Here is a 20,669-nt window from a genome sequence, read left to right as displayed (position 1 = left end):
AGCGGCCCACCAAAAGCCGTGCAAGCAACCGCAGAGTCTGCATCTTCACAGGCAATATCGCAGGAAAATTGAGATTCACCCGGCACTGCGGCAGGAAACTTTGTACGCTTGGGTTGCTTTACCTGTCAGTAGATTTTGAGGAATTTGACGAGGTGGCTGCCGCACAATAGCCTTCCGGCACTTCGCTGAATAAACTTTGAGCTAGAACAACCGAGGAAGTATCACCATGGAAATCGATCAATGGCGTCGGGAATACCAAATGGGTGGTTTAAGGCGCTCTGAATTGAAGCCGACCCCCGTGGAGCAGTTTCGCAAGTGGCTTGCAGAAGCTGTTGAAGCAGAATTAGTTGATGCCAGCGCCATGTGTCTTGCCACCACTAACGCGGACGGGCACCCGTCGCAGCGGATTGTTTTGCTGAAAGGCTTCGATGAGAAGGGTTTCGTTTTCTATACCAATTTACAGAGTGATAAGGCCCGGGATATGGCCGTTAACCCTCAGGTGTCGCTGTTGTTTCCCTGGTGCCGTCTCGAGCGGCAGGTGATTGTTTATGGGAAGGTGGAGCCCGTTTCCCGCGAGCAGGCAGAGGCCTATTTCCAGTCGCGCCCCCTGGACAGCCAATTGGCCGCGTGGGCTTCGCATCAGAGCCGGCCGCTTTCGTCCAGGGAGGAACTGGAGCAGCAGTTTGATAAAGAGAAGGCTCGCTTTGCCGGTAAAACAATTCCATTGCCAGAATTTTGGGGCGGTTACTGTGTGGTGCCTAATGCGGTTGAGTTTTGGCAGGGGGGCGAAAATAGATTGCACGATCGTTTTATTTATCGCCGTGAAGAAAATGATAGCTGGAATATAGAACGTCGCGCCCCCTAATTTTCATATTTATCTTTTCGTGGCCCAGCCCTTTGGGCCACAACTAACCGCTGAATCACGCTTCACTTTGTGAGTACCTATCCCCTGATACTGTTTTATAGCGATGTCTTATCTGGCAATTTGTGGTCAAGGCCGCTTAGAATAATGCGCCATAAATATAGCTAAAACTATTGTCTTAAAAATTCTATAGATTCGATCGTTTTTGCAATTCGAATCCAAGGGTAGGTAGGGGAAATATGGCCATTATTGGTATCGACTTGGGAACCACAAATAGTGCTTGCGGGGTACTGACTGATGAAGGGGTAAAACTAATTCCCAATCGTTTGGGTGAAATTTTGACCCCGTCAGTTGTGGGGCTTGATGATTCTGGCCGACTGCTAGTCGGCAAAACGGCTAAAGAACGTCTTATTAACCACAGTAGTACCACTGTGGCTGCGTTTAAGCGCTTGATGGGCACAGATCACAAAGTTTCCCTGGGGAAACAGAAATTTAGTGCAACAGAACTCTCCTCGTTAATTTTACGTGCGCTCAAAGAAGATGCAGAAACTTTTCTTGGTGAAGAAGTAACCGAGGCTGTAATCAGTGTCCCAGCTTATTTTAATGATAATCAGCGCCATGCTACCAAGTTGGCAGGAGACCTTGCGGGATTAAAAGTAGAGCGGCTAATTAACGAGCCAACTTCGGCGGCCATTGCTTACGGTTTACACGACAAGCGTGAAGGAAACTTCCTTATTTTAGATCTTGGGGGTGGCACCTTCGATGTTTCCATCCTGGAATTTTTCGATGGCATTATGGAAGTCCATGCCAGTGCCGGAGATAACTTCCTCGGTGGAGAGGATTTCGTTGAGGCAATGATCGATGATGTCCTGGCTGAGTTTGAAATTAAGAAAGAAGCCTTAAGCCCTCGCGATTTGCAAAACTTATATATGCAAATGGAAAGCGCCAAACGTCGAGTCAGCCAGCAGCCTGAGCAAAAACTTGAATTACAACTTGATGGACGCTCCCTGCAATTCCAGGTGACCCCAGAGTGGTTTGAGAAACTCAGCACACCTCTGTTGTTAAGAGCGAAACGACCAATTGAGCGGGCAATGCGCGATGCAGATTTGCCCCCACAGAAAATTGATGAAGTGGTATTGGTTGGCGGTTCGACGCGCATGGCCCAGTTTCGTTCAATGGTGGGCCGAATGTTTGGTCGTCTGCCAGCCTGTCATCTGGATCCGGACACTGTCGTTGCGATGGGGGCGGCTATTCAGGCTGGCTTAAAAGAAAAGAACTCAGCACTGGATGATATTGTCCTGACCGATGTATGCCCTTACACCTTGGGAACTGGGGTTATCAATGAAGATAATCCTCAGCTCGGTGCTTACTTTATGCCTATTATTGAGCGCAATACCGTTGTACCAGTCAGTGTTGTAAGGCGGGTTTGGACTGCTCGGGATGATCAAACCCAACTTTGTGTAGACGTATACCAAGGAGAGAATCGCCTGGTATCTAAAAATGTGTACCTGGGTGAGATGACAGTTCCTGTGCCGAAAAAGCCTAAAGGGGAAGAATCGGCAGATATTCGCTATACCTACGATATGAATGGGCTTTTGGAAGTGGATGTGACCGTGGTCTCCACGGGTAAAACCTTCAACAAGTTAATCGAGTTTACGCCGGGAGCTCTCTCCGATATACAAAAGGCTGAAGCCCTGCAAAAACTGGCAAAACTAAAATTCCACCCTCGAGAAGATGAAAAAAACCAGGCAATCATTGCTCGTGGTGAGCGCCTGTATGAATCCAGTTTGGGCGAGCAGCGTGAGTATATAGCTCAGTTGCTATCATCCTTTGATAGTGTCCTAGAAAGACAAAATCCTACAGAAATTATTAAAGTGCGAACTGAGGTTAGTGAAATTCTGGATCGTTTGGATGGTGAGGACTGGATTTGATGAATCCCTGGGCCATTCTTGAAATTAACCCCGTCACTGATGCTCGGGCGATTAAGCGTGCTTATGCAAAAAAACTTAAGCAAACTCGCCCAGATGAAAAACCGGAAGAATTCCAGGCCCTTCATGCGGCTTATAAGCAAGCACTGAAACTGGCCGAGCAGTTACAAGAGGAGGCTACTGGGCTTACGGAAGCCTCCTTGGGAACTTCTTCAACAGGGCAGGCAGAAAATACAAACCATGAGAGGGTTAATAGTGAAAGGGTAGCAGTATTAGAGGGAGCGCAGGAAGTTGAAGTGAGGCCTTCTGCTGATGGAATATCAACTCCGCCAGTAGCTGAAGAACTCTCAGTGAAACAAGAGAGCGATTCTGAACCCTTGGAGCAGAGCGAAAGAGTTTCCCCTGATAAGCAGTCAAGTGAATCTCAGGAGACGCGAGACCCGGATAGAGATTTGCGTATCGAAGAATTTCGGCGGGTACTTAAGCAAGTTGATGAGATGCTCAATAATCATTTGGAAATGAGCTTGGAAAAAAATTGGGACTTTCTCACCAAGAGTCCCTATATGCTGGATGAGGAGTATAATTGGAACTTAGGTCTTTCTGTATTTGAACGCTTTGCCCAATTTAATCAAAATGCTGTAGAGGGGGAAGTCCGCAAGGTTTCGCCCACAAGTAACGCCGAACATCCTGCAGTACTGTGACCAGTTGTTCGATTGGCGAGGGAATTCGTCTTACCTCTACCAAGCACTTGACGAGAAGTTGTGCAATAGCATATTTAATAGCTTGGAAACCCATGAGTCCCGTATTGATCCTTTACAAGGGCTTCGTGGCGGGGGCAAGGTAGAGGCACAAAGTGAGGCTGAATTTGAAGAGCGCTATGAAAAGTACTTTTTTGGTGATTTTGTACCCAGAAGTGTTGCATTCTTTTTAGACTTGGTTATGACTTATATGGCCGTAGGCTCTCTTGCAACTGCGGCGATGATGAAAATCTTTGGATTGCCGGAAGCTGTAGCAGCCGCAAAAGTCATACCTTTTTGTTTTGGAGCCTATCTGGTGTTTGCTTGGCTATTTGAGTGTTCCAAACTTCAGGCAACACCCGGCAAGTATATAATGGGCTATCGGGTAACCAGTCAAAAATTCGAGCGGATTGGATACTTGCGAGGCCTTTGGAGAACTGTAAGCTTTGCCTTCACTAGTGCATTTGGGCTTATTGCATGGATTATCAATTTCTTCCTGGTTGGAAAATTATTGCATGATCGGTTAAGTCGCACTTATGTCATTAATATGCGTAAGACCCATGAAGAGCATTTGCGCCGTTTGAGGAAAGCTTAGCTTTAGGGCGGGGATAGGTTCCCGCTCTTCCCTTATTATATTTATTAACTAGCCATACAGATAAAATATTAGGCTAAAGCAGCCCCCTTGCAGAGGCATCGTGGCGGGGGTGAAGTAGTAAAGGTTAATAACGAAGCTATAATTGATGACTGCGAACAGCATTATTTTGGCTATTTGTTGGCTAAGGGGGGGCTGTTTTGCGGGATTTGTTCCTACTTTATGCAGTTATTAATTTTTCGACATCGATTATTCTAATGAAGGCCTCCGAGAAACCAGACGGTATTGCAACCTTGGAGGCTGCTGGAATTTGCGTTTTGGAATATTTATTCTTTGCCTGGCTATTAGGTGGCTCTCGATTTCCGGCTACTCCGGGGAAATGCTTGATGGGCTAAGACCAATCGTCAATTTGGGCATATTTGTTACTTCTTCTCTTTTAATAGCTTTGCAGTGAGTAAAAGCTGTAAAGTTTTCTTGAATATTTATGGTGGTACTAAGGGGGCTAGCCATCTAACTGAAAAATATCGAATAACTGGCTAGCCAAGATGAGTTAGAATCTGAGGGTTTTTTTGGGTGTTTAATTGTTGTTTACGTTGAAATATCCAAAGGTCGGGTAAATGCCATCTTCATAACATGAATCTAGAACATAAAAACTAGCTTTTTTTCCGGCAAAAAATGCCGCGGTTAATAAGCTTAGAGTTTCTTGGCCGTTTTCGGCATCTTTGCTCCAACGTATCGAATTGCTGCTGCAGCTATCTGGGCCAACTGTTTGATCCAGGTAGACGTAGCAGGTTGCATTATTCATGTGGCAGCCTACCTTGTTAATGGTAGCATCGTCAGACATACCCGCAGCAAAAGCACCTTTTGATAAGGTCATCACAATTAATGCAGTCAGAAATTTGAATTTCATAGGAATCTCCAGCTTATAGTGTTGTTTTCATTAATTCTAAAGAATTTTGATAGTTTATCAAATGGAAAATTACTAATCTATATGTTTTCTATTTTATGCCGGGTTGCTATTTATGTCATAGTTTTGAGCAAAATATCAAGCTCCACTTGGTATGCAAGCACCATTTACGGGTGTTGTGAGGCGCTGAAGTAAAGGTGGTCTTGGGTAGGTGTCTAATTTGGGGTCGATAGAATAAGTATGTACGGATCATAATGATGAGATTCTTTTTAGTATCTGGGGGTGCTTGAGTTAGTGTGTGCCAGCCCGAGTTAATTTCTAGCAGGTGTATTTTTTAAAATATCTTAGGCTAAAAGTAGAATTTTATGTTGTGTGAGATGCTTCTTATAATTGATAGATGGAACATTTGTTCATGTTTTATCTTTTGAGGAGGAGAGATTTGAAATTTCTAAGTCAGCACATCTTTTAATGTCTACCAAATAGATGCATGGGTTGGGTTTTTGGTGGTGTGACGACAGATTTACTTTGTAATGATTTGCAGTAGCTTTTTGTTTTGTCGTACTATTTTGGGATGGTCTCTTTCAGGGTGGTATTGACCTGTTAGAGTTGACTAGAGATTTTTGTCGTTCTCATGGGTGAATTTCACTTTGCCGATACGAGAATAAATTTTGTACGGTTTGGGATAGGGAAGTTTATGTGGAAGAATATTAAGAAGCTACCTCTTGTTGGGTGCCTGTTGTTTACTTTGCCAGGTGGTGTGTTGGCTCAGGAGGAGATGACGGCTGCAGCCGACTTGAAAGAGCCTGAGATACTTATATTACATGGAGAGGTTGCTACTCCAATAATTTTTCCCCCGGGAAACGTTGTGCCTGATCATATAGAGGCATTTGGTTTTTATCACTCGGGTAAGTACGTTGATTATATTTCGGAAGTCGCTCCTTTTTCGACTTTTATTAATCTGCATTGGAGTAATGTGGATGAGAAGTTGGCAGAGGCTAAAAGGCATGGGGTAAAAGTTTGGGTAGAGCTGGCGCCTATATTTTTTGATTCACAGTCGGGCTACACCAAAAGAGAAGATTATCTTGAACAGTGGGAAGCTGCTAAAGAAAAATTAAAGCCTTATGAAGATATTATCTATGCGCTAGACCCTTTGGATGAGCCTTTTTATCGGTCAAGTATGAGCGATGGTGAAGTAAAAGAGTATTTGGATGAAATAGGCCTTATTTTGATGCAGGACTTTCCTGATGCATATAGAGCTATAACTTTCACAGAGGATAGTGTTGAAGGAGTGTTGTATTGGGGGACGTATGTAGATTGGATCTCTCCGGAAGGAGATTATAGTGGGTATAGTGAATATATGCCAATCAATTACAATTTGTTTGGTGTAGATAAATATAAGGGTGTTAATTTTCAGGGTGGAATGACCGATCTTTTGAGAGAAAACGTATGGGCAGTATGGGAGCATACGGGCGCTTTGCATGATGCTAAGTTTTACATAATCCCTCGTGCATTTATGACCGAAAACACAACTTATGGCTATCTTACGGAAGAGCAATTGATAACAAGAGCTCAACAAGCTTATGATCATGCTGTGAGGAATGAAGATGTGATCGCCATTTATCCTTTTGCTTGGCCTGAAGTGTATGCAAGTAAAGGGACTCTTTACGGGCCGCGCTATGTCCCTGAAGTAGAAGAAGAGTACCGAAAAATTGGTAAAGCGATTAAGCTGTTCAGGGATTAATTAATAGATTCCCTATGCAAGTCTTTCTGTTTTAAGTCTTGCATAGGGTGTTGTTTTAGTGAATCTGGCTTTGCTATATTTCTTTTCTCAGTGTTAGCAATAACACCTTATTGAAGGTTTATTTAGGACTTGATTGTTTTTGAGTTTCTAATTGAGAGAACTTGAGCCTGAATAAATTTTGTTCTCTTATATGGTTGTCTGAACTTAATAATCCAACCTTGAATATAATTAGTGAAATTAGGTAGCTAGAGATTTGGCTACTTTTACATCTATATTTGTATGGAGGTTAGTATAGTGCGAGAATTGGAGCAGTTTTTCTCTTCACGGGCTTTTAAGTCAATTGTATCTCTCGGGCAATAGAAATATCTGATTTATTGTCGTACTAATCGAGATTGGAAAAGTATTTTGGGATCATTCTCTGCTTGGGGCTCTATTATTATATATGCTCTATTTTGATCTTAATTAAGCTTCATTTTTGCAGGATGCGCAGTCTGTAATACAAAGTGAGCATCTATCTTCTTCGGTCATGGGGGGCGTTTTTTGAGTTTTTTCAGCAGTTAAAGAAATGGTGCTTAAGTGGTAGTGAAGTAAATTTATTTTTTCCAGGCGGCTGGCTTAAAAATAGCCCCTATTTGAGGTCCGGCCCCCATCCTGGAGGCCGGAAAATAAATTATTCTTCAGTCCATATCTGAAGAGAAATTAATTCAGCACGATAACCGTTGCAGGTATCCTCTACGTAAGCCATGACGGGCTTTTGTGCCATTTGCGCAGACAGTGCTATAGATAATATATGGTCCATCATCTCATTATCGTTTTTACTGACAAAGACACTTGAACTCCATTCGCAGCCTGGGTCTGTACCATCGTATGTGACCTGTCTGTCGAATTGTATCACGATACCATTCTTACCCCATGCAGTTTCGATCCATTTAACGTAGAGTTTGTTGTCTGAATCGGATTTTACTCCAGCTTGTGCAAATACCGGTAGCAGGCAAATAAATAGAGTTATAATCACTCTCATATTTTTAAGTCCTTGTCGCGCTTGTTTTTAAAGTTTTCGTAATATACTTTACTTTATGATTTTTTCAAGGCCTTACTCGGGGGGAATACTCTTTTTGTATATTTGTTGGTAGGTTTTATTGATTCTTATTGTGTTTGTAATCAATGTCAGCTTGTTGGTGGTTGGGCAAGGTGTGCTAGGAAGAATATTTCCAGATGGTACCTTGGTTCTAAATATCTTTTCTGTCCCTTTATCATAGCCTGGATTGGCAGCACTATCGTAGTTCTCATTTTCAAATACGCGCTTTCATAGTGTAAGGCTATTGTAGTTACGGGATTTCAGTCTTTTTGCTAGTTGAGAGAAGTCTTTTACTGCATAAGCGGAGGCGACTTTACTACAATTCCCCTCGCGACCAATAAATACACGCTTTTTCCCGAGTCGGCATTGCGTGCTGCATAGGTCAATTCATTATCTAAGATTTTCTTATCGGCCGACAAATACCGCGGCTTCCAATAACGTATCGGTTAAGGCTCTTGGCCTGGTTTAAAGGCGTATGGAGAGGGAGAGCCGAATCCAGGGAATACCCCGCTAGGGTTTCGTCTCCTCCGTCACCTTTAAAATTGCTATCGATAAAGAGTTGCAGTTCCTCTTCGATAAACTCAAGAAAGTGATCGGCGCGCCCACCGAGTTAGGCTTCTCTGATTACGTTAGCATAGGGGTGAAGTTCATTGCTCGCACGGCGAAATATTGGTTGTCAGCAGCGTGGAGGATATCCAGCAGATTTACAGGATATATCAAAGCTCATCGGGAACCTGCTCTTGAATAAGGTTGGGACTACTTGCAGGGGGGGCTAGAGGTCATCGGTCATAAAGTGACAGGGTGGCGATCAGTATTTTTTGGGGTATGAGAGAGTAAGTGTTACGTTATTTCATCATTGTTAATTTACGGTAGGCACTAAGAGTGCTTTTTGTGTTTTACGAGGTGGTAGTCTACCTTTTCCACCTAAAAAAGAGCTGTTCAGGGGATTGTGGCGGCTGGTGAATAGCGACTCCTGTGGTGTAGCCAGATAGTAACACCATAATGAATATGTGCTGTTTCTGCTACTATATTTTTTGCGTTTCCTGTGGTTTTAAAGGTTAAGTTTTGTTAGGATGCCGCGTCAATTTTTAGGCTGCTGATTAATTATTGTGCTGGGCAATTAATAATTGCTGAGTAATTATCCAATACTGTCGGGGCGATTGAAAAATGTTGCTTGTTAAAAGCTAAACGATATAGAGAGTTAAACCGTACGGTATCAAAGGTTATTTGGGACTGAAAAGTAGCAGCTACTAAAGAAAGATTTAGCATTCATTATTGGGGATTACATGAAGCTCAATTCAAACTATTTAGTTCAAACTATGCTAATGGGGCTCGCCCTATTTGGTGGTAGTGCATATTCAAGTGCGTCGACTATTACACCTAGCAGTATTCACTCTAGTGAAATTTCACTAGTTGATAATGAAAGTGTTGATACACTACGTGTCAGACCTGCTAATTCTAATGGAATTTCTTGGAATCAATTTAACACCTTCTCTGTATCCGGTCAGCCACTGCAATTATTAAACATTCCCGGGTTGCTAGAGGATTCTACGCCTGTTGAGGCGGCTTCCTTAATTGTAATTATCGCTGATCGTATAAGCCTAAGCGGCCTCGTAGAAGTAATGGGGGCACCAGCAGATGTATTGTTTTTATCCAAGGATGAAAACGGTAGTATTAGCTGTCTGAACTGTAGTTTTAGTAATATTCCTCGAATCACTATGGCCGCTGCTCAGCCGTCAAAGACAATTAGTGATGATGTTGCAGATATTGGCGAGCTAACAGCCACCAGTGGCTCCATCAGTCTTTCAGGGATGAGCGCTCCGGGAGCATTGTTGGTAGAAACCCTATCCGATGAGCTATTCATTAGTGGAGCCCTAGATATTCACCAGCCGGCCAGTAAGGATAGTAATGGCCTTATTCCTGATGAAAATGGTAATTACCTACTGGGAACAGGTCTGGTAAATGCCATGGCTGGCGACATAAGCTGGAATTATGATTTACAAAAGATAGAAAATATTATTCCGAAATCTGGGGCGGTATCCCAGACGCTGGAAGGATCAATTAGGGCTGCGGCTGTCAAGCTCACTACCGCAAATTGTTTAACACTTGATACTGAGATTGATACCACCTCTGATTTCTTATCATCAGTACGTTACCAGAATCAGGTTGTGCTCTCTGGAGAGTCTGTAGAGGTACAAACTTTTGGGGTATGTGACACGACTGTTACGGAAGATATGACCAGTAATGGTGATATTACTATCAAGTCCAATGGTTCCTTATTGTTTCCTTCCTCAAATGTGAATATTGAGGGTAAGGGCGTAACGGCAATTGCAAATGGGCGACTTGAAAACAAATCTGAAATTTTTGCACATACGCTTAAGGTTGCCTCTGATGAAATTGTGAATTTCGGCCTGCTGGAAGGGGGAAGTACTTTATCGGCATGGGCAGACAATAATGTCTACAATCAGTTTGGAGGTAAAATTACCGGAGGAGTTGTAGACGTACAATCTCAAAACGGTTTTGTAAGAAATGGCTCTCGCACTCCTTATCTGCCAAATGAATCTTCCGTAGATGACTTGCTGACATTTTATGCTGGCGATTTAACTTTGGAGAAGCCGGAAACTTCTGAATTTGGTACCTATTATCGATCTGGGGTAAATGTAAGCACGACGAGTAATTTTTCACAGCCTTCAGATACATCCGCTCATATTATTGGTGAATATGTTCGGATTAAAGCGAAAGGGGTCGAAAATATTAACCCCTACTGGGAGAAAGTTTCTGACGATAAGACCACTGTTCTCCTGAGAAGCCTGGTAAATCAGACCACTATTTCAGGTGAAAATGGTGTAGAAATTCAAGCCCAGAACTACCTGTTAAATTCATCAGCGGTATTGCGGCTAAATAAGGGTAGTGGAACTCTTAAATTAGAAGGTAAGTATATTGTTAATGAGCGATATAGAAACTTAACTCTTCTAGATCAAACTTATTACACTATCTTGGATGGTAATACTACAGAAAATATTGAAACCTACGAAACCAGGGCGTATACATATTCCCCACCAGGGATCATAGTATCACTTGGTGATTTAGAGACTTATGCTACGGCAGGGTTGGTGAATAACGCCGCTTATTTAGAGGTTTATGGGCAAGCACTATTTGATACACCTGTCGTTCATGATTATGGTATCTCGCATAAAGCAATTAGCAAAGAAACTACCACGACAAAGGTTTATTTGTGCGAAGATTTAAGAGGTCCGGGAACAGTCTTTGTTCCGTGCTCCGGTAGTGATGATTATGTACCGGTAATGTCTGGCAATGAAATTGTTGTTGCTGAACCTAAAGATGCTGACTCACTATTTTTTGTGCATGGGAATGTTAAAGGTAGTGGCGAGTTTGAAAGTATAACTCACAATACTTTTGATGGTTTTAAAGAGGTTGCTGTATCTGATTTGGTTATAAAGTATAGCCCAGATGGTTGGAATAATTATGATGATGTCCTAATGCCTAGTCAGCCAGGTCAATCCTCGAATGTTAGCCTTTATGAGGTGAATCATGTATTTGAACATTCTAGTAATCTGACCAATGATACCTTACAAATTTTCTGGACCCACAATTGGGATGTCGAACTTAGGGCAAATGAACAAGTACAAGGAATTATTGGGTCAAATTCTGAAGATAAAACTGAAAGTTTTTCCCTTTTTGAAGTGATTAAAGATATGTTTGAGTCACTTAGTAATGTGATTGCTGATTTTCTAAATGAATTTGACTGGTGGAGTTAAGGGCTTAAAAAATAAGATGAATCAAGAAAACACCACTGTCACCAGTTGTAAAAAGAGAATAGGGATGCGTTTCTTTACCCACTTGGTCGCTTTCTGTTTCCTGTTTCAGACAATGTTGCCAGCTTATGCGGCAGCTTTGTCATCAGGGCAAATTCAGCAAGTTCTGGATTCCATTGCGGAAATTGAGTTTTCTACCACTAGTGGTAGCTATCAATATACGGCGGTGCCTTATATTGATACATCCGTTCAAGATGGATATTCCAACATCCAGGACTTTTATGGAAGATTACGGGATGAATATATTGAATCCTTAGGGTCGCCTACCTATGTACCTATTGGGGTAGGGGGTATCACTACAATCCTCCCAATTTATGATAACCCCAAGTTGGTAGGGGACAGCTTTGTACAGTCACGATATGTTAGAGATCAAATACAAGAGCTTCTGGGTAGGCATTTAATCGACTCTGATAGCGCCTACTTTAAAGATGAAACCAGCCAGTTAAAGACCTTGTATGACAATGCGTTTCTCTACGCGAAGTTGGCGAGCACGACAGAGATTTACGGTGATCCAATTTCGGAAAGTAAATTTGATCGCGAAAATAGCCCTTACGATATGGTTTGGCCAGAGCGCCGGGTTATCCACGGAGAAACAGTAATTGTCCCTGTTGTTTATTTGACGGAGCAAACAATTGCTGAACGACGAGTGACTGATCACAGTGTCGGTTTTAATAGTAATGTTAGCTTTAGTCGTATCAATATTCAGGATGTTGATATCAAGCTGGGCCGTGAAGCATTCCTAAATGTAGCCGGTGATTTTGTCGCCCAAAATAGCAGTGTTAGTGGCTGCGAGCTGGATATAGTAGTAGGTGGATCACTTCGTTTACTATCAAGTCAAGTTGATGCGTGTGGCAATTTAACAATCGATGCAGGAAGTCTTGAGGCTAGGACGTTAGTACATCGCTATGATTTTGGTAATGAAACGGGTGGCTTCTTTGGAGAAGTAACCACTATTTCAGCTGATGGTCATTTAGTCGTGCGTAGTGGCAGTGACATCGTTCTGCAGGGAGTCACTGTATCAGCGGGTGACGAACTGACATTTGCTGCAAATGGCAATATCTACATAGGTACGGAGAATATTACCTCTAGCTTTGAGGGTAAGCAGGGTGGCTGGTATGTACAGAAATCTGGAGTCAGCTATTTACAATCTAAGCTTACCGCTGGAGAAACGATTCAGTTAATTGCTGGTGGTCAGATTGTCCTAGATGCAACAGAAATTGTTAGCGATCGCGGGCACATAGAGTTACTGGCCGGCCTGGGTATTACTATTGAGGATGAGCTGGAAACTAGTCAAACCTACAAAAAAGGTAAGTTTGGTAAGAAAGCAATAGAAGAATCCATTTACCAGACTGTAGCTATTCGCTCACTTCTTGATGCTGGCAAAGGTATTCGGCTTCACAGTGAATTTGGTGATATCACCTTACGTGCTGCTGATATAACCTCTGAGGAAGGTACAGCGATTAAGGCTGCCACTGGAGGTGTTAACCTTCTGATGACAACGGAGACTGACCAGTATAGCTACAGCTCCATTGAAAAGGGCTTGTTTACCGTATCGACAAAAAATAAAGGTCATGTAATTGAGACTGGTGTTACCAACTCAATTGTTGGTGGACTTGCCGTTGAAGCATTCTCCACAGTCAATGTGGAATATGAAGGTGATCGCTCTTTATCAATGGAAGAGCAGATCGCTCAGCTTTCCAAAATGGAAGGTTTGGAATGGATGACGTATGTCCGCTCAGATTTTCCAAATGCCGATTGGACAGCGATAGAACTTCAATATGATAAATGGAATGAATCTAGCACCAGCATATCTCCAGCTTTTGCTGCAGTAATATCTATAGCGATGGCAATAGTCACTAGCGGAGCCTCCGCTGGATGGTTAGAAGCGGCAATTGCTGCCGGAGTGGCGACACTTAAGACACAACTAGTCCTCGCCTTGGCAAATGGGATTGTCGATGGCGATATCGCCGGATCGATGGAGAATTTAGCATCTTCAGATACTTTGAAGAGCCTGGCTGTTGCCATGGTGACCGCAGGTGCTCTACACCAGATTGATGCGACCTTTTTTGGAGCAGATACAAATGCTATTAATGAAGGTAAAGAAGCATATGACACCGCGATAGCACTTAATCCTAATGACATAGCTGCGGCGGATACGGCCTTCCAAACAGCTTTTGATGCGGCTGCGGCAAAAAGTGTTTTATCTCCTCTTCAGCAGGCAACTCAAGCTGTAACCCATGCGGCGGTTAGAGCTGGAATAGAAACAGGAGTTTATGATACCGATTTTGAAGATTCTTTCACCCAATCACTCATGCAGAATGGTATCAATCGACTAGGTGCCTATATGGCACAGAAAATTGGAAATGCATGGGACCCAAAAGATAGTAACTCAGAGGTAAGCAACTGGGATACGGCAATGAAGTATCTCGCCCATGCAGGCTCTGGCTGTGTTGTTGGGGTGCTTACTGCGGAAAACTCTGGCCAGCAAAACGCCTCTGAGGGTTGTGTAACCGGAGGGGCAGGCGCCGTTATTGGTGAATTCACCGCCACAGTTTACAGGGAGAGAACAAAGGCTCAGGTTGATGAAGCGGAAGCAGCAATTAGTGACTTACTAAATATCTACTCAGAAGATGCGAAAGAATATGCTGATAGAGGATATTCTTTAGCTCAGATAGACGAAATCTTCAGGCACGAGTATGGCATTGGAAGAATTGAAGAACAAATTACGACTCTAAAGCAACGTGGCGTAGATTTGGCTGGCTTCTCTGCAGGTCTTACTGCTTTTATGGCGGGCGCTGAAGCAGCAGGTGTTCATACCGCTGCTGATGTAGGCGCTATTACCGCTGAGAACAATGCATTATTTCTCCTCCTTATACCGGTGCTATTGAAAGCAATTGATGTTGTACTTCTTGGAGTTGATTTATATCCGATATATCAGGCTTATCGTGATGGCGGAGTCGACGCAGGCAATCAAGCTTTAGCTGATTACATTATTGAGAATGGTGCTACCAGTTTAGTACTTGCCTTTTTCCCCGGGGGAAAAATTGGCGATAAGTTTATTTCTAAAATGGATGGAAATGAGCTTGTTGAGGCAATTAAGACCTGGGGAAGTAAAATTGAAGATTATGCAGAGTCCACAGGAGAAGCATTTTTAAACTTTATTGACAGTAAAGTTGAAATGGCTTTTGATGGGCTTCGAGATTACATCTATAAAAGGGAGATGCGTGATGACGTCCCTGAGCTATCTCATAATAGTAATCAAGTTGACACAGAAGCATACATCAAAGGCATCGCAGGAGAGAGATTTACGCGTCAGGGCGACATCTATATCGGACCTCTAAAAGGGAGATATAGGGATACCGGTGTGTTATACAATGGAATGCCAATCTTGCAGGCTGACGGCCAATCAAGATATATCTATGTCGATAAAAATGGCGTTATACATGACGTTAACTCCCCATTCTCCAGCAATGTAAATACTTGGCGAATACATCATGACGCGGAAGTTGCTAGATTTGAGAGTGAGTTTGTCAATACTCATGGCCTTGAGGTGCGTCTAGAGCAAACCCTTCAAAATGACAATCCAGATAACCCAGAGTTTTATGGGATGAAGGCAAGGGCTGATGTGACCATTACAGGTGGTGACGGCGGTGAGGAACTGGATATACCGGCAGACTATATACTTACGGATTTAAGTGGCAATATTATCCCCAACAACAAGATTAAACTTGATGAAGATGGGCGAGCCATAATTGAGGTTAAGACCGGAAATGCAGACTTAAGCGATAATCAAAAAGTTGTGTACAGTGCATGCGCTGCTGGTGATGCAAGCTCTTGCTATGATAAAAAATCAGACTTTGAAGGTGCTTTTGGTGAAACAAATGTCTATATACTGCGATCAACTAGAGCTCCATAATTAATCATGACATTTAAAAGTGAAATATTAAAGGCCGTCAAAAGTAAGGCGGCCCAGAATCCTGAGTGGAAGTTTATTTACAATAAATACTACATCCGCCCAGAAACTTACTGCGAATTGATTATTGACCCAGAATGGAGCTTTAATGGCTCCCCTGCATCAGTACTTTTACAGCCGGCAGCCGGAATTTACGTTTCAGAAATTGATGAAATCTACTGCAAATTGAGCAATTCCTCCCCAGTAAGAAGACAGATGTTCTATATCCAGCTGGATCATCAAGAGCTAGGCAGGTATCGAAGCCAAAGAATTTATGTTCAGGATTTTGAGAGCCAAGACAAGGCCGTCGCTGAAGTTTTACGCAGTATGGATTGTATTTTTACCGCCGGAGAAAATTATTTATCCAAGCAGTTTAAATTCAACTCCAGAGAGGCTTTTTATGCCAGTATTCCGGAAAGAACTCGCGGCTTCGGCTGCATTCATTATTGTATAGCGAGAGGGTTACTGGGGGACACTGACTATATAAAAAGTGTGCTTCGCAAAGAGATTGACCCTAAGGGCTCTCAAGATCTAGCACTTGTCGGAAAAATACTCGATTACTTTTCTTGACGTTTTATCGGGGTGAAATTCACCCCCTTTCCTCTAAGAAACCTTTTGGTGGTGCGCTGCGTTTAAGCTCACCATCAAAAGCTCCCCGCCCCAACCTAGTGAAATAAATTATACATAAGCACCCTGGCAGTCTTGAGAAGCAAGCCTGGAGCGCAGTGACGGGACCCAGAAGCAGGAGCAGAGAGAATAGAATTTACAAAGTCTAATCCTGGATTGCCAATATAAGTGACACACACCTACCCACGAGATACCCCAGAATAATCGCGAACGTATCGTCGCTACCGACTTCAGTTTTATCAGAAAACCTGAGGAAAGATTGATTTTTTGAGGTACACCATAGGTGCGGCACTGCTTAAACCTATCCATATCGTAGATGTGGAAAAATCAACCAAATCTATGCTCGCCACAGCGGATACAGGACAATTGCAGCATAGAGTTACTCGAAGCATTGGTGCATACAGATATCTAAAAATAACTTCTAGACCTTTAAGGTTTATATACAACCAAATTCGACGAAGTTTTAAGCTTATAGTATAGTTATTTAAACACCAATACTACTTCAAATAGGTACCCCTGTGGAAATTAAATTGCTAGCCTATCATTCAGGCTTCGCCTTATGCAACGCTCTATATATAGGTTCTGTCACTAAAGAAAAGGAATTGCTCGTTCCTTTTTGTTCTTTTTTTAACGCTGAACAAAGCGTGATTACTCCCTTCGAGGCAGATTCACAAGCATTAGCAGACCAGAAAGCTCGCAGAGCTATAGCGAAAGAAGAAGAGAGCTGGGCTGGATGGTGTTATGGGCGAGAAGGGAAAGTGAGTCTTCCGGGAGAGGGTAAGTCTGATGCTTATGTAATCGAAGCCAAATTAAAGGGAATGATGCAACCATTAAGTCTGATACAGCTTTTTGAATACCCATTCAAGCCCTCAACTCGATTGATTATTAGTGCCCCAAAAGACTTTGGTGAGATATTTAAAAGTAACCTTTCAGTGTTTAGAGAATCATTTCTTCAGGGGGCTCGCTCTCATAAACTAGGTGGTAATCAATGGCTTAAGTGGGAGAGTATCATTTTTTCTGGATAAATTTTCCAGGAGCTCAAAGAAGGCCAGCTGGACGCAGGAGGTAAGCGACTACCAACTCTTACTTTCTGCTAAGCCTCGCTAATTCCCACCCAATTTCTCAACACTACCCCTTCTACCTTTATTCACGTTCACCATTTCGAGCTCCAAATGAAACTCTTCACGATTTCATGTCGCTTGATTCTGAATCAAGTTGAAATAGTCGCTAAAGATCAACACCAGCAATACTGCGAACGCCTTCCCTCACTCTGTCGATATCTAGATTTGCAGAATAATTGCTATAAAGCCTATTTATCAACCAATGATAGACTTGGCCAACTGAAGTTTAATGCTACTACCAACCACCCCAATCATGGGGTTTATCCTTGGTTTTGCTTTTGGGTTTAGGCACCTTCATCAAAACCGGTAAACCCCTCTTTTTCAAGGGAATGTGTCAGATTTGGTCTGAACTAATCCACATAATACAAACAGTGGCCTAGAAACTTTGAACTTATTGACCACTACAGAACTCACTCAAGATGGGTGGGAGTTGACACGCCTAGAGGGAGGTATTCCTGGTATTGGAACAGGCCATCAGCTTGATGTACTCTTTAAGAATTTCAATCCGAATACTGGAGTTGAAGAATATAAGGCTGTGGAAATGAAGATCTGGGATTCTGCCAGGAGCATTTCAGGCAGTACGTATGATCAGTTTGAGGCGTATATTACAGGTGGTAGTCCTTTTGAATATTATTTTAGTGATCATATAAGTGATGCTATGAAGGGACAGTTTCAAAATGTATTCAAGGACACTACTAAAGCAAGTAATTTGTTTGCACTTAATCCAGGTTTCTTTATGTCTCATGAGATCGCCACGCCACAAATGCTTGTAGATTTGGCCAACCAGGGGCAATTAATAAATCATCCGACATTTATTAATTTTGTACATTAAGGTATATACACTAGATGTTTATAAAGTTATCTGAAATAAAAAATGTTAGGAGAGGTTGTTCTTTGGTAGATGGAGTTTTAATCTATCAATCAGAGAAAAAGGTAGTGCAATATGACTTGCAGAGTGAAAGTGTCATAAATGAGTTATCGGTTGCAGAAAATTTTAATAAGTTTATACAAAAAGATAATTTACTTGTCTGTATTTCATGCAATGAGTATGAGTTTTTTGATAGTCAACTACTCGTAGTGAAATCAGTACCAGTTAAAAATGGGATTGGTGACTTTAACCTTTACGATGATAACTTCATTGTGGTGACGACTGATTATGACTATTCTCTTTTTCAGGCGAAGGTTGGCATTCAGGATGTTTATCGAGATAAGCTTCTCTGGGAGTCCAATTTTGGAGAGCTTATAGAGATTGAGTTAAACAAGGCCTTTACGGTATCGCGCAAAGGCGTTAGTAGGCGTGATCTAAAGACGGGGGAGGTTAAGTGGTCTGTAGACCTGGCTAGTGATAAACATCTTCCTAGGTTAATTGGGGCAAGTAGCGAAATTGTCATATTTGCCTTTAAGGCGGCTAACAAAGTAATTGCCTTTGATCTCGAAACAGGAAGTATTGAATGGAAAATAGATACTTTCTCGGGTGGGTTAAGGGTTGATGAAGATAAAGGAACCCTTCATCAAATGTTAACTAGTTACGCAGCTTTTGATTTGTTAAGTGGAAAGTTAAAGGATAATTATCAGGATAAGTCATATTTTGAATCAGTGGGCATACATTCACAAAGGGATGGTTATATCCTTGATGGTAATTATATAATTACAACAGATCGCAGGCTAGGGGCTATTGGTGCATTTAATATAGTTAGTCATAAGTTTGATTGGCTTTATAAAGAAGATGGAGTTAGTTTTCCAGGAGCTACTTCTATGGTTTTTAGAGAGCCTTATTTGTTGGTTTATGATTATAGAGAATCTTTGCACATTTTCAAAAGAACGTAAGTGTTAAAGTGTGGCTAGTAATTGTTAGGGATGAAACTTTGCCTGGGATTAGGTTAAATATGATTTTTCGATGAGCTTGGGAGAGCCTGGGTATGCCCAGGCTCTCCATACACTGGTAACTCTGAAGAACAGATTAGGTGATTTTATTGTAGCGGGACCATAGAGAAATCTATACTCTCTGGCCTATTCGATAGGTAGAATGATTTTTGATTGGCCAATCGATTACAACAAAGGCTTTGATCATTAGTCAATTGTCTAATATCGGTTATTAGCTTTGTAATATCTTAGATCGAGCTGTAGTGTGCCACTACAGCTGGGAAGGGTTATTTTCTTGTGCTTACGATTTTGTGAAGCAGTTTTTTTGGGGGGCTATTTTATTCTTAATCAATATTGTGTTACTAAAGGGTAAGATAATTTTATTAGAAAGAATATTTTCTAGGTAATACCTTAGCCTTAAAGACCTTTTCTATCCCTCGATCATAGCCTGGATTAACAACACTACCGTGATTCTCATTATCAAATACACGTTTTCTTAGGGTAAGGCTATTGTAGTTACGAGACTTCAGTCTTTTTACTAGTTGAGAAAAGTCTTTAACTGCGCAAACTGAGTCGACTTCACTGCAAGTCTCTTCACCGCCAATAAATAAATACACACTTTTTCCTAAATCGGCATTGCGTTCTGCATAGGCCAATTCACTATCTAAAATTTGCTTATCGGCCCACCAAATACTGGGGCTTCCAATGACATATCGGTCAAAGCTATTGGTGTGGTTAAAAAGTGCATGGAGAGCTAGAAGCCCACCCAGGGAATGGCCCACAAGGGTTTCGTCTTCTTCGTTACCTTTAAAATTATTATTGATAAAGGGTTTGAGTTCCTCTTCGATAAACTCAAGAAAGTGATCGGCGCCTCCACCTAGTTCGGCACCTTTGATCACACCAGGCACGGGGGTGAAATCCAATACTCGTTGGGCGAAATTTGGACTGTCAAAAGCGTGGGAGATACCGACCAGAATTACAGGGGGCATTTTGACATTGCCAAACTCATCGGGAACCTGTTCCTGAAGAAGGTTAGGGGCTGTCATAGGGAAATGCAGAAAGCCATCGGTCATATAAATGACTGGATAGCGATCGGTGTTTTCCGGGGTGTACGAGAGAGGCAGCATTATGTCGATAACGTACTCACGCTCTAGTAAATCAGAGTAGAAGTTGTATGACAGTATCCCTGGGCGGGTGAAAGTTGTGGGTTCGGCACTGCCGGCTGCTGCCAGCTGGCAACAGGCACTAAGAATACCTATCACTAATAATCTAATTATTTTCATTACTATCCCTGAGGGGCGCTGAAACTTACCTGTTATCGCCCTGCTTACTAGAGGTATCTATATGGAAGCCTAACAGATAGATAAAGGGAATCGCTAGCTGGGGAGGGGGTTACTGCCGCAGGAATCACTCTTCATCGCAAGT

At 42.3% G+C, this 20,669-nt stretch carries 14 protein-coding genes; 11 read left to right on the top strand and 3 right to left on the bottom strand.

Annotation, left to right across the window (positions count from 1 at the left end; translation table 11 throughout):
- The first annotated feature begins 226 nt into the window (after positions 1-226).
- The 4 genes from pdxH to P0078_RS06395 all read left to right on the top strand — a co-directional run bounded on the left by pdxH (position 227) and on the right by P0078_RS06395 (position 4,122).
- On the top strand, positions 227-865 hold the full coding sequence (gene pdxH / locus P0078_RS06410; protein WP_282933629.1) for a pyridoxamine 5'-phosphate oxidase: 639 nt from the start codon (positions 227-229) through the stop codon (positions 863-865).
- Positions 866-1,101: 236 nt separating this feature from the next.
- Positions 1,102-2,793, top strand: a complete 1,692-nt coding sequence (locus P0078_RS06405) for a molecular chaperone HscC (RefSeq protein ID WP_282933628.1) — start codon at positions 1,102-1,104, stop codon at positions 2,791-2,793.
- The gene (locus P0078_RS06400; protein WP_282933627.1) at positions 2,793-3,491 is read left to right on the top strand and encodes a J domain-containing protein; all 699 of its coding nucleotides are present in this window, start codon (positions 2,793-2,795) and stop codon (positions 3,489-3,491) included. Before P0078_RS06405 ends, P0078_RS06400 begins: the two co-directional genes overlap by 1 nt.
- Before the next feature lie 4 nt (positions 3,492-3,495).
- Positions 3,496-4,122 (top strand): RDD family protein, encoded by a 627-nt coding sequence (locus P0078_RS06395; RefSeq protein ID WP_282933626.1) that lies wholly within the window; start codon positions 3,496-3,498, stop codon positions 4,120-4,122.
- 574 nt (positions 4,123-4,696) lie between these two features.
- Here the strand turns inward: P0078_RS06395 and P0078_RS06390 are convergent.
- Positions 4,697-5,029, bottom strand: a complete 333-nt coding sequence (locus P0078_RS06390) for a hypothetical protein (protein WP_282933625.1) — start codon at positions 5,027-5,029, stop codon at positions 4,697-4,699.
- A 691-nt stretch (positions 5,030-5,720) separates the two neighbouring features.
- Here P0078_RS06390 and P0078_RS06385 point away from each other — a divergent pair.
- Positions 5,721-6,767 (top strand): hypothetical protein, encoded by a 1,047-nt coding sequence (locus P0078_RS06385; RefSeq protein ID WP_282933624.1) that lies wholly within the window; start codon positions 5,721-5,723, stop codon positions 6,765-6,767.
- A 670-nt stretch (positions 6,768-7,437) separates the two neighbouring features.
- Here P0078_RS06385 and P0078_RS06380 read toward each other — a convergent pair.
- Entirely contained in the window at positions 7,438-7,788 is a 351-nt protein-coding gene (locus P0078_RS06380; protein WP_282933623.1) for a hypothetical protein, read from the bottom strand.
- 1,343 nt (positions 7,789-9,131) lie between these two features.
- On the opposite strand from P0078_RS06380, the gene P0078_RS06375 reads away from it, so the two are divergent.
- The 6 genes from P0078_RS06375 (at position 9,132) to P0078_RS06350 (ending at position 19,208) form a co-directional block, all read left to right on the top strand.
- A complete protein-coding gene (locus P0078_RS06375) occupies positions 9,132-11,624 on the top strand; it encodes a hypothetical protein (protein WP_282933622.1) in 2,493 nt (830 codons plus the stop codon).
- Entirely contained in the window at positions 11,602-15,597 is a 3,996-nt protein-coding gene (locus tag P0078_RS06370; protein ID WP_282933621.1) for a DUF637 domain-containing protein, read from the top strand. The genes P0078_RS06375 and P0078_RS06370 overlap by 23 nt, the downstream gene beginning before the upstream one ends.
- A 6-nt stretch (positions 15,598-15,603) precedes the next feature.
- Positions 15,604-16,203, top strand: a complete 600-nt coding sequence (locus P0078_RS06365) for a hypothetical protein (RefSeq protein WP_282933620.1) — start codon at positions 15,604-15,606, stop codon at positions 16,201-16,203.
- A gap of 575 nt (positions 16,204-16,778) precedes the next feature.
- Positions 16,779-17,285: a hypothetical protein gene (locus P0078_RS06360; RefSeq protein WP_282933619.1), complete on the top strand. Its 507-nt coding sequence runs from the start codon at positions 16,779-16,781 to the stop codon at positions 17,283-17,285.
- Positions 17,286-17,775: 490 nt separating this feature from the next.
- A complete protein-coding gene (locus tag P0078_RS06355; protein ID WP_282933618.1) occupies positions 17,776-18,213 on the top strand; it encodes a hypothetical protein in 438 nt (145 codons plus the stop codon).
- Between the two features lie 14 nt (positions 18,214-18,227).
- On the top strand, positions 18,228-19,208 hold the full coding sequence (locus tag P0078_RS06350) for an outer membrane protein assembly factor BamB family protein (protein ID WP_282933617.1): 981 nt from the start codon (positions 18,228-18,230) through the stop codon (positions 19,206-19,208).
- 419 nt (positions 19,209-19,627) lie between these two features.
- On the opposite strand, the gene P0078_RS06345 is transcribed toward P0078_RS06350, so the two are convergent.
- A complete protein-coding gene (locus P0078_RS06345) occupies positions 19,628-20,527 on the bottom strand; it encodes an alpha/beta hydrolase (RefSeq protein WP_282933616.1) in 900 nt (299 codons plus the stop codon).
- Positions 20,528-20,669 lie beyond the last annotated feature (142 nt).

Source organism: Microbulbifer sp. VAAF005, from assembly GCF_030012985.1.
GTDB lineage: Bacteria > Pseudomonadota > Gammaproteobacteria > Pseudomonadales > Cellvibrionaceae > Microbulbifer.
This window is presented reverse-complemented; position numbering and strand designations above follow the sequence as displayed.

Coding starts and splice junctions, on each gene's coding strand:
- P0078_RS06345 (WP_282933616.1), bottom strand. CDS start 20,527: ATGAAAATAATTAGATTATTAGTGATAGGTATTCTTAGTGCCTGTTGC.
- P0078_RS06370 (WP_282933621.1), top strand. CDS start 11,602: ATGAATTTGACTGGTGGAGTTAAGGGCTTAAAAAATAAGATGAATCAA.
- P0078_RS06365 (WP_282933620.1), top strand. CDS start 15,604: ATGACATTTAAAAGTGAAATATTAAAGGCCGTCAAAAGTAAGGCGGCC.
- pdxH (WP_282933629.1), top strand. CDS start 227: ATGGAAATCGATCAATGGCGTCGGGAATACCAAATGGGTGGTTTAAGG.
- P0078_RS06385 (WP_282933624.1), top strand. CDS start 5,721: ATGTGGAAGAATATTAAGAAGCTACCTCTTGTTGGGTGCCTGTTGTTT.
- P0078_RS06350 (WP_282933617.1), top strand. CDS start 18,228: ATGTTTATAAAGTTATCTGAAATAAAAAATGTTAGGAGAGGTTGTTCT.
- P0078_RS06375 (WP_282933622.1), top strand. CDS start 9,132: ATGAAGCTCAATTCAAACTATTTAGTTCAAACTATGCTAATGGGGCTC.
- P0078_RS06380 (WP_282933623.1), bottom strand. CDS start 7,788: ATGAGAGTGATTATAACTCTATTTATTTGCCTGCTACCGGTATTTGCA.
- P0078_RS06405 (WP_282933628.1), top strand. CDS start 1,102: ATGGCCATTATTGGTATCGACTTGGGAACCACAAATAGTGCTTGCGGG.
- P0078_RS06390 (WP_282933625.1), bottom strand. CDS start 5,029: ATGAAATTCAAATTTCTGACTGCATTAATTGTGATGACCTTATCAAAA.
- P0078_RS06400 (WP_282933627.1), top strand. CDS start 2,793: ATGAATCCCTGGGCCATTCTTGAAATTAACCCCGTCACTGATGCTCGG.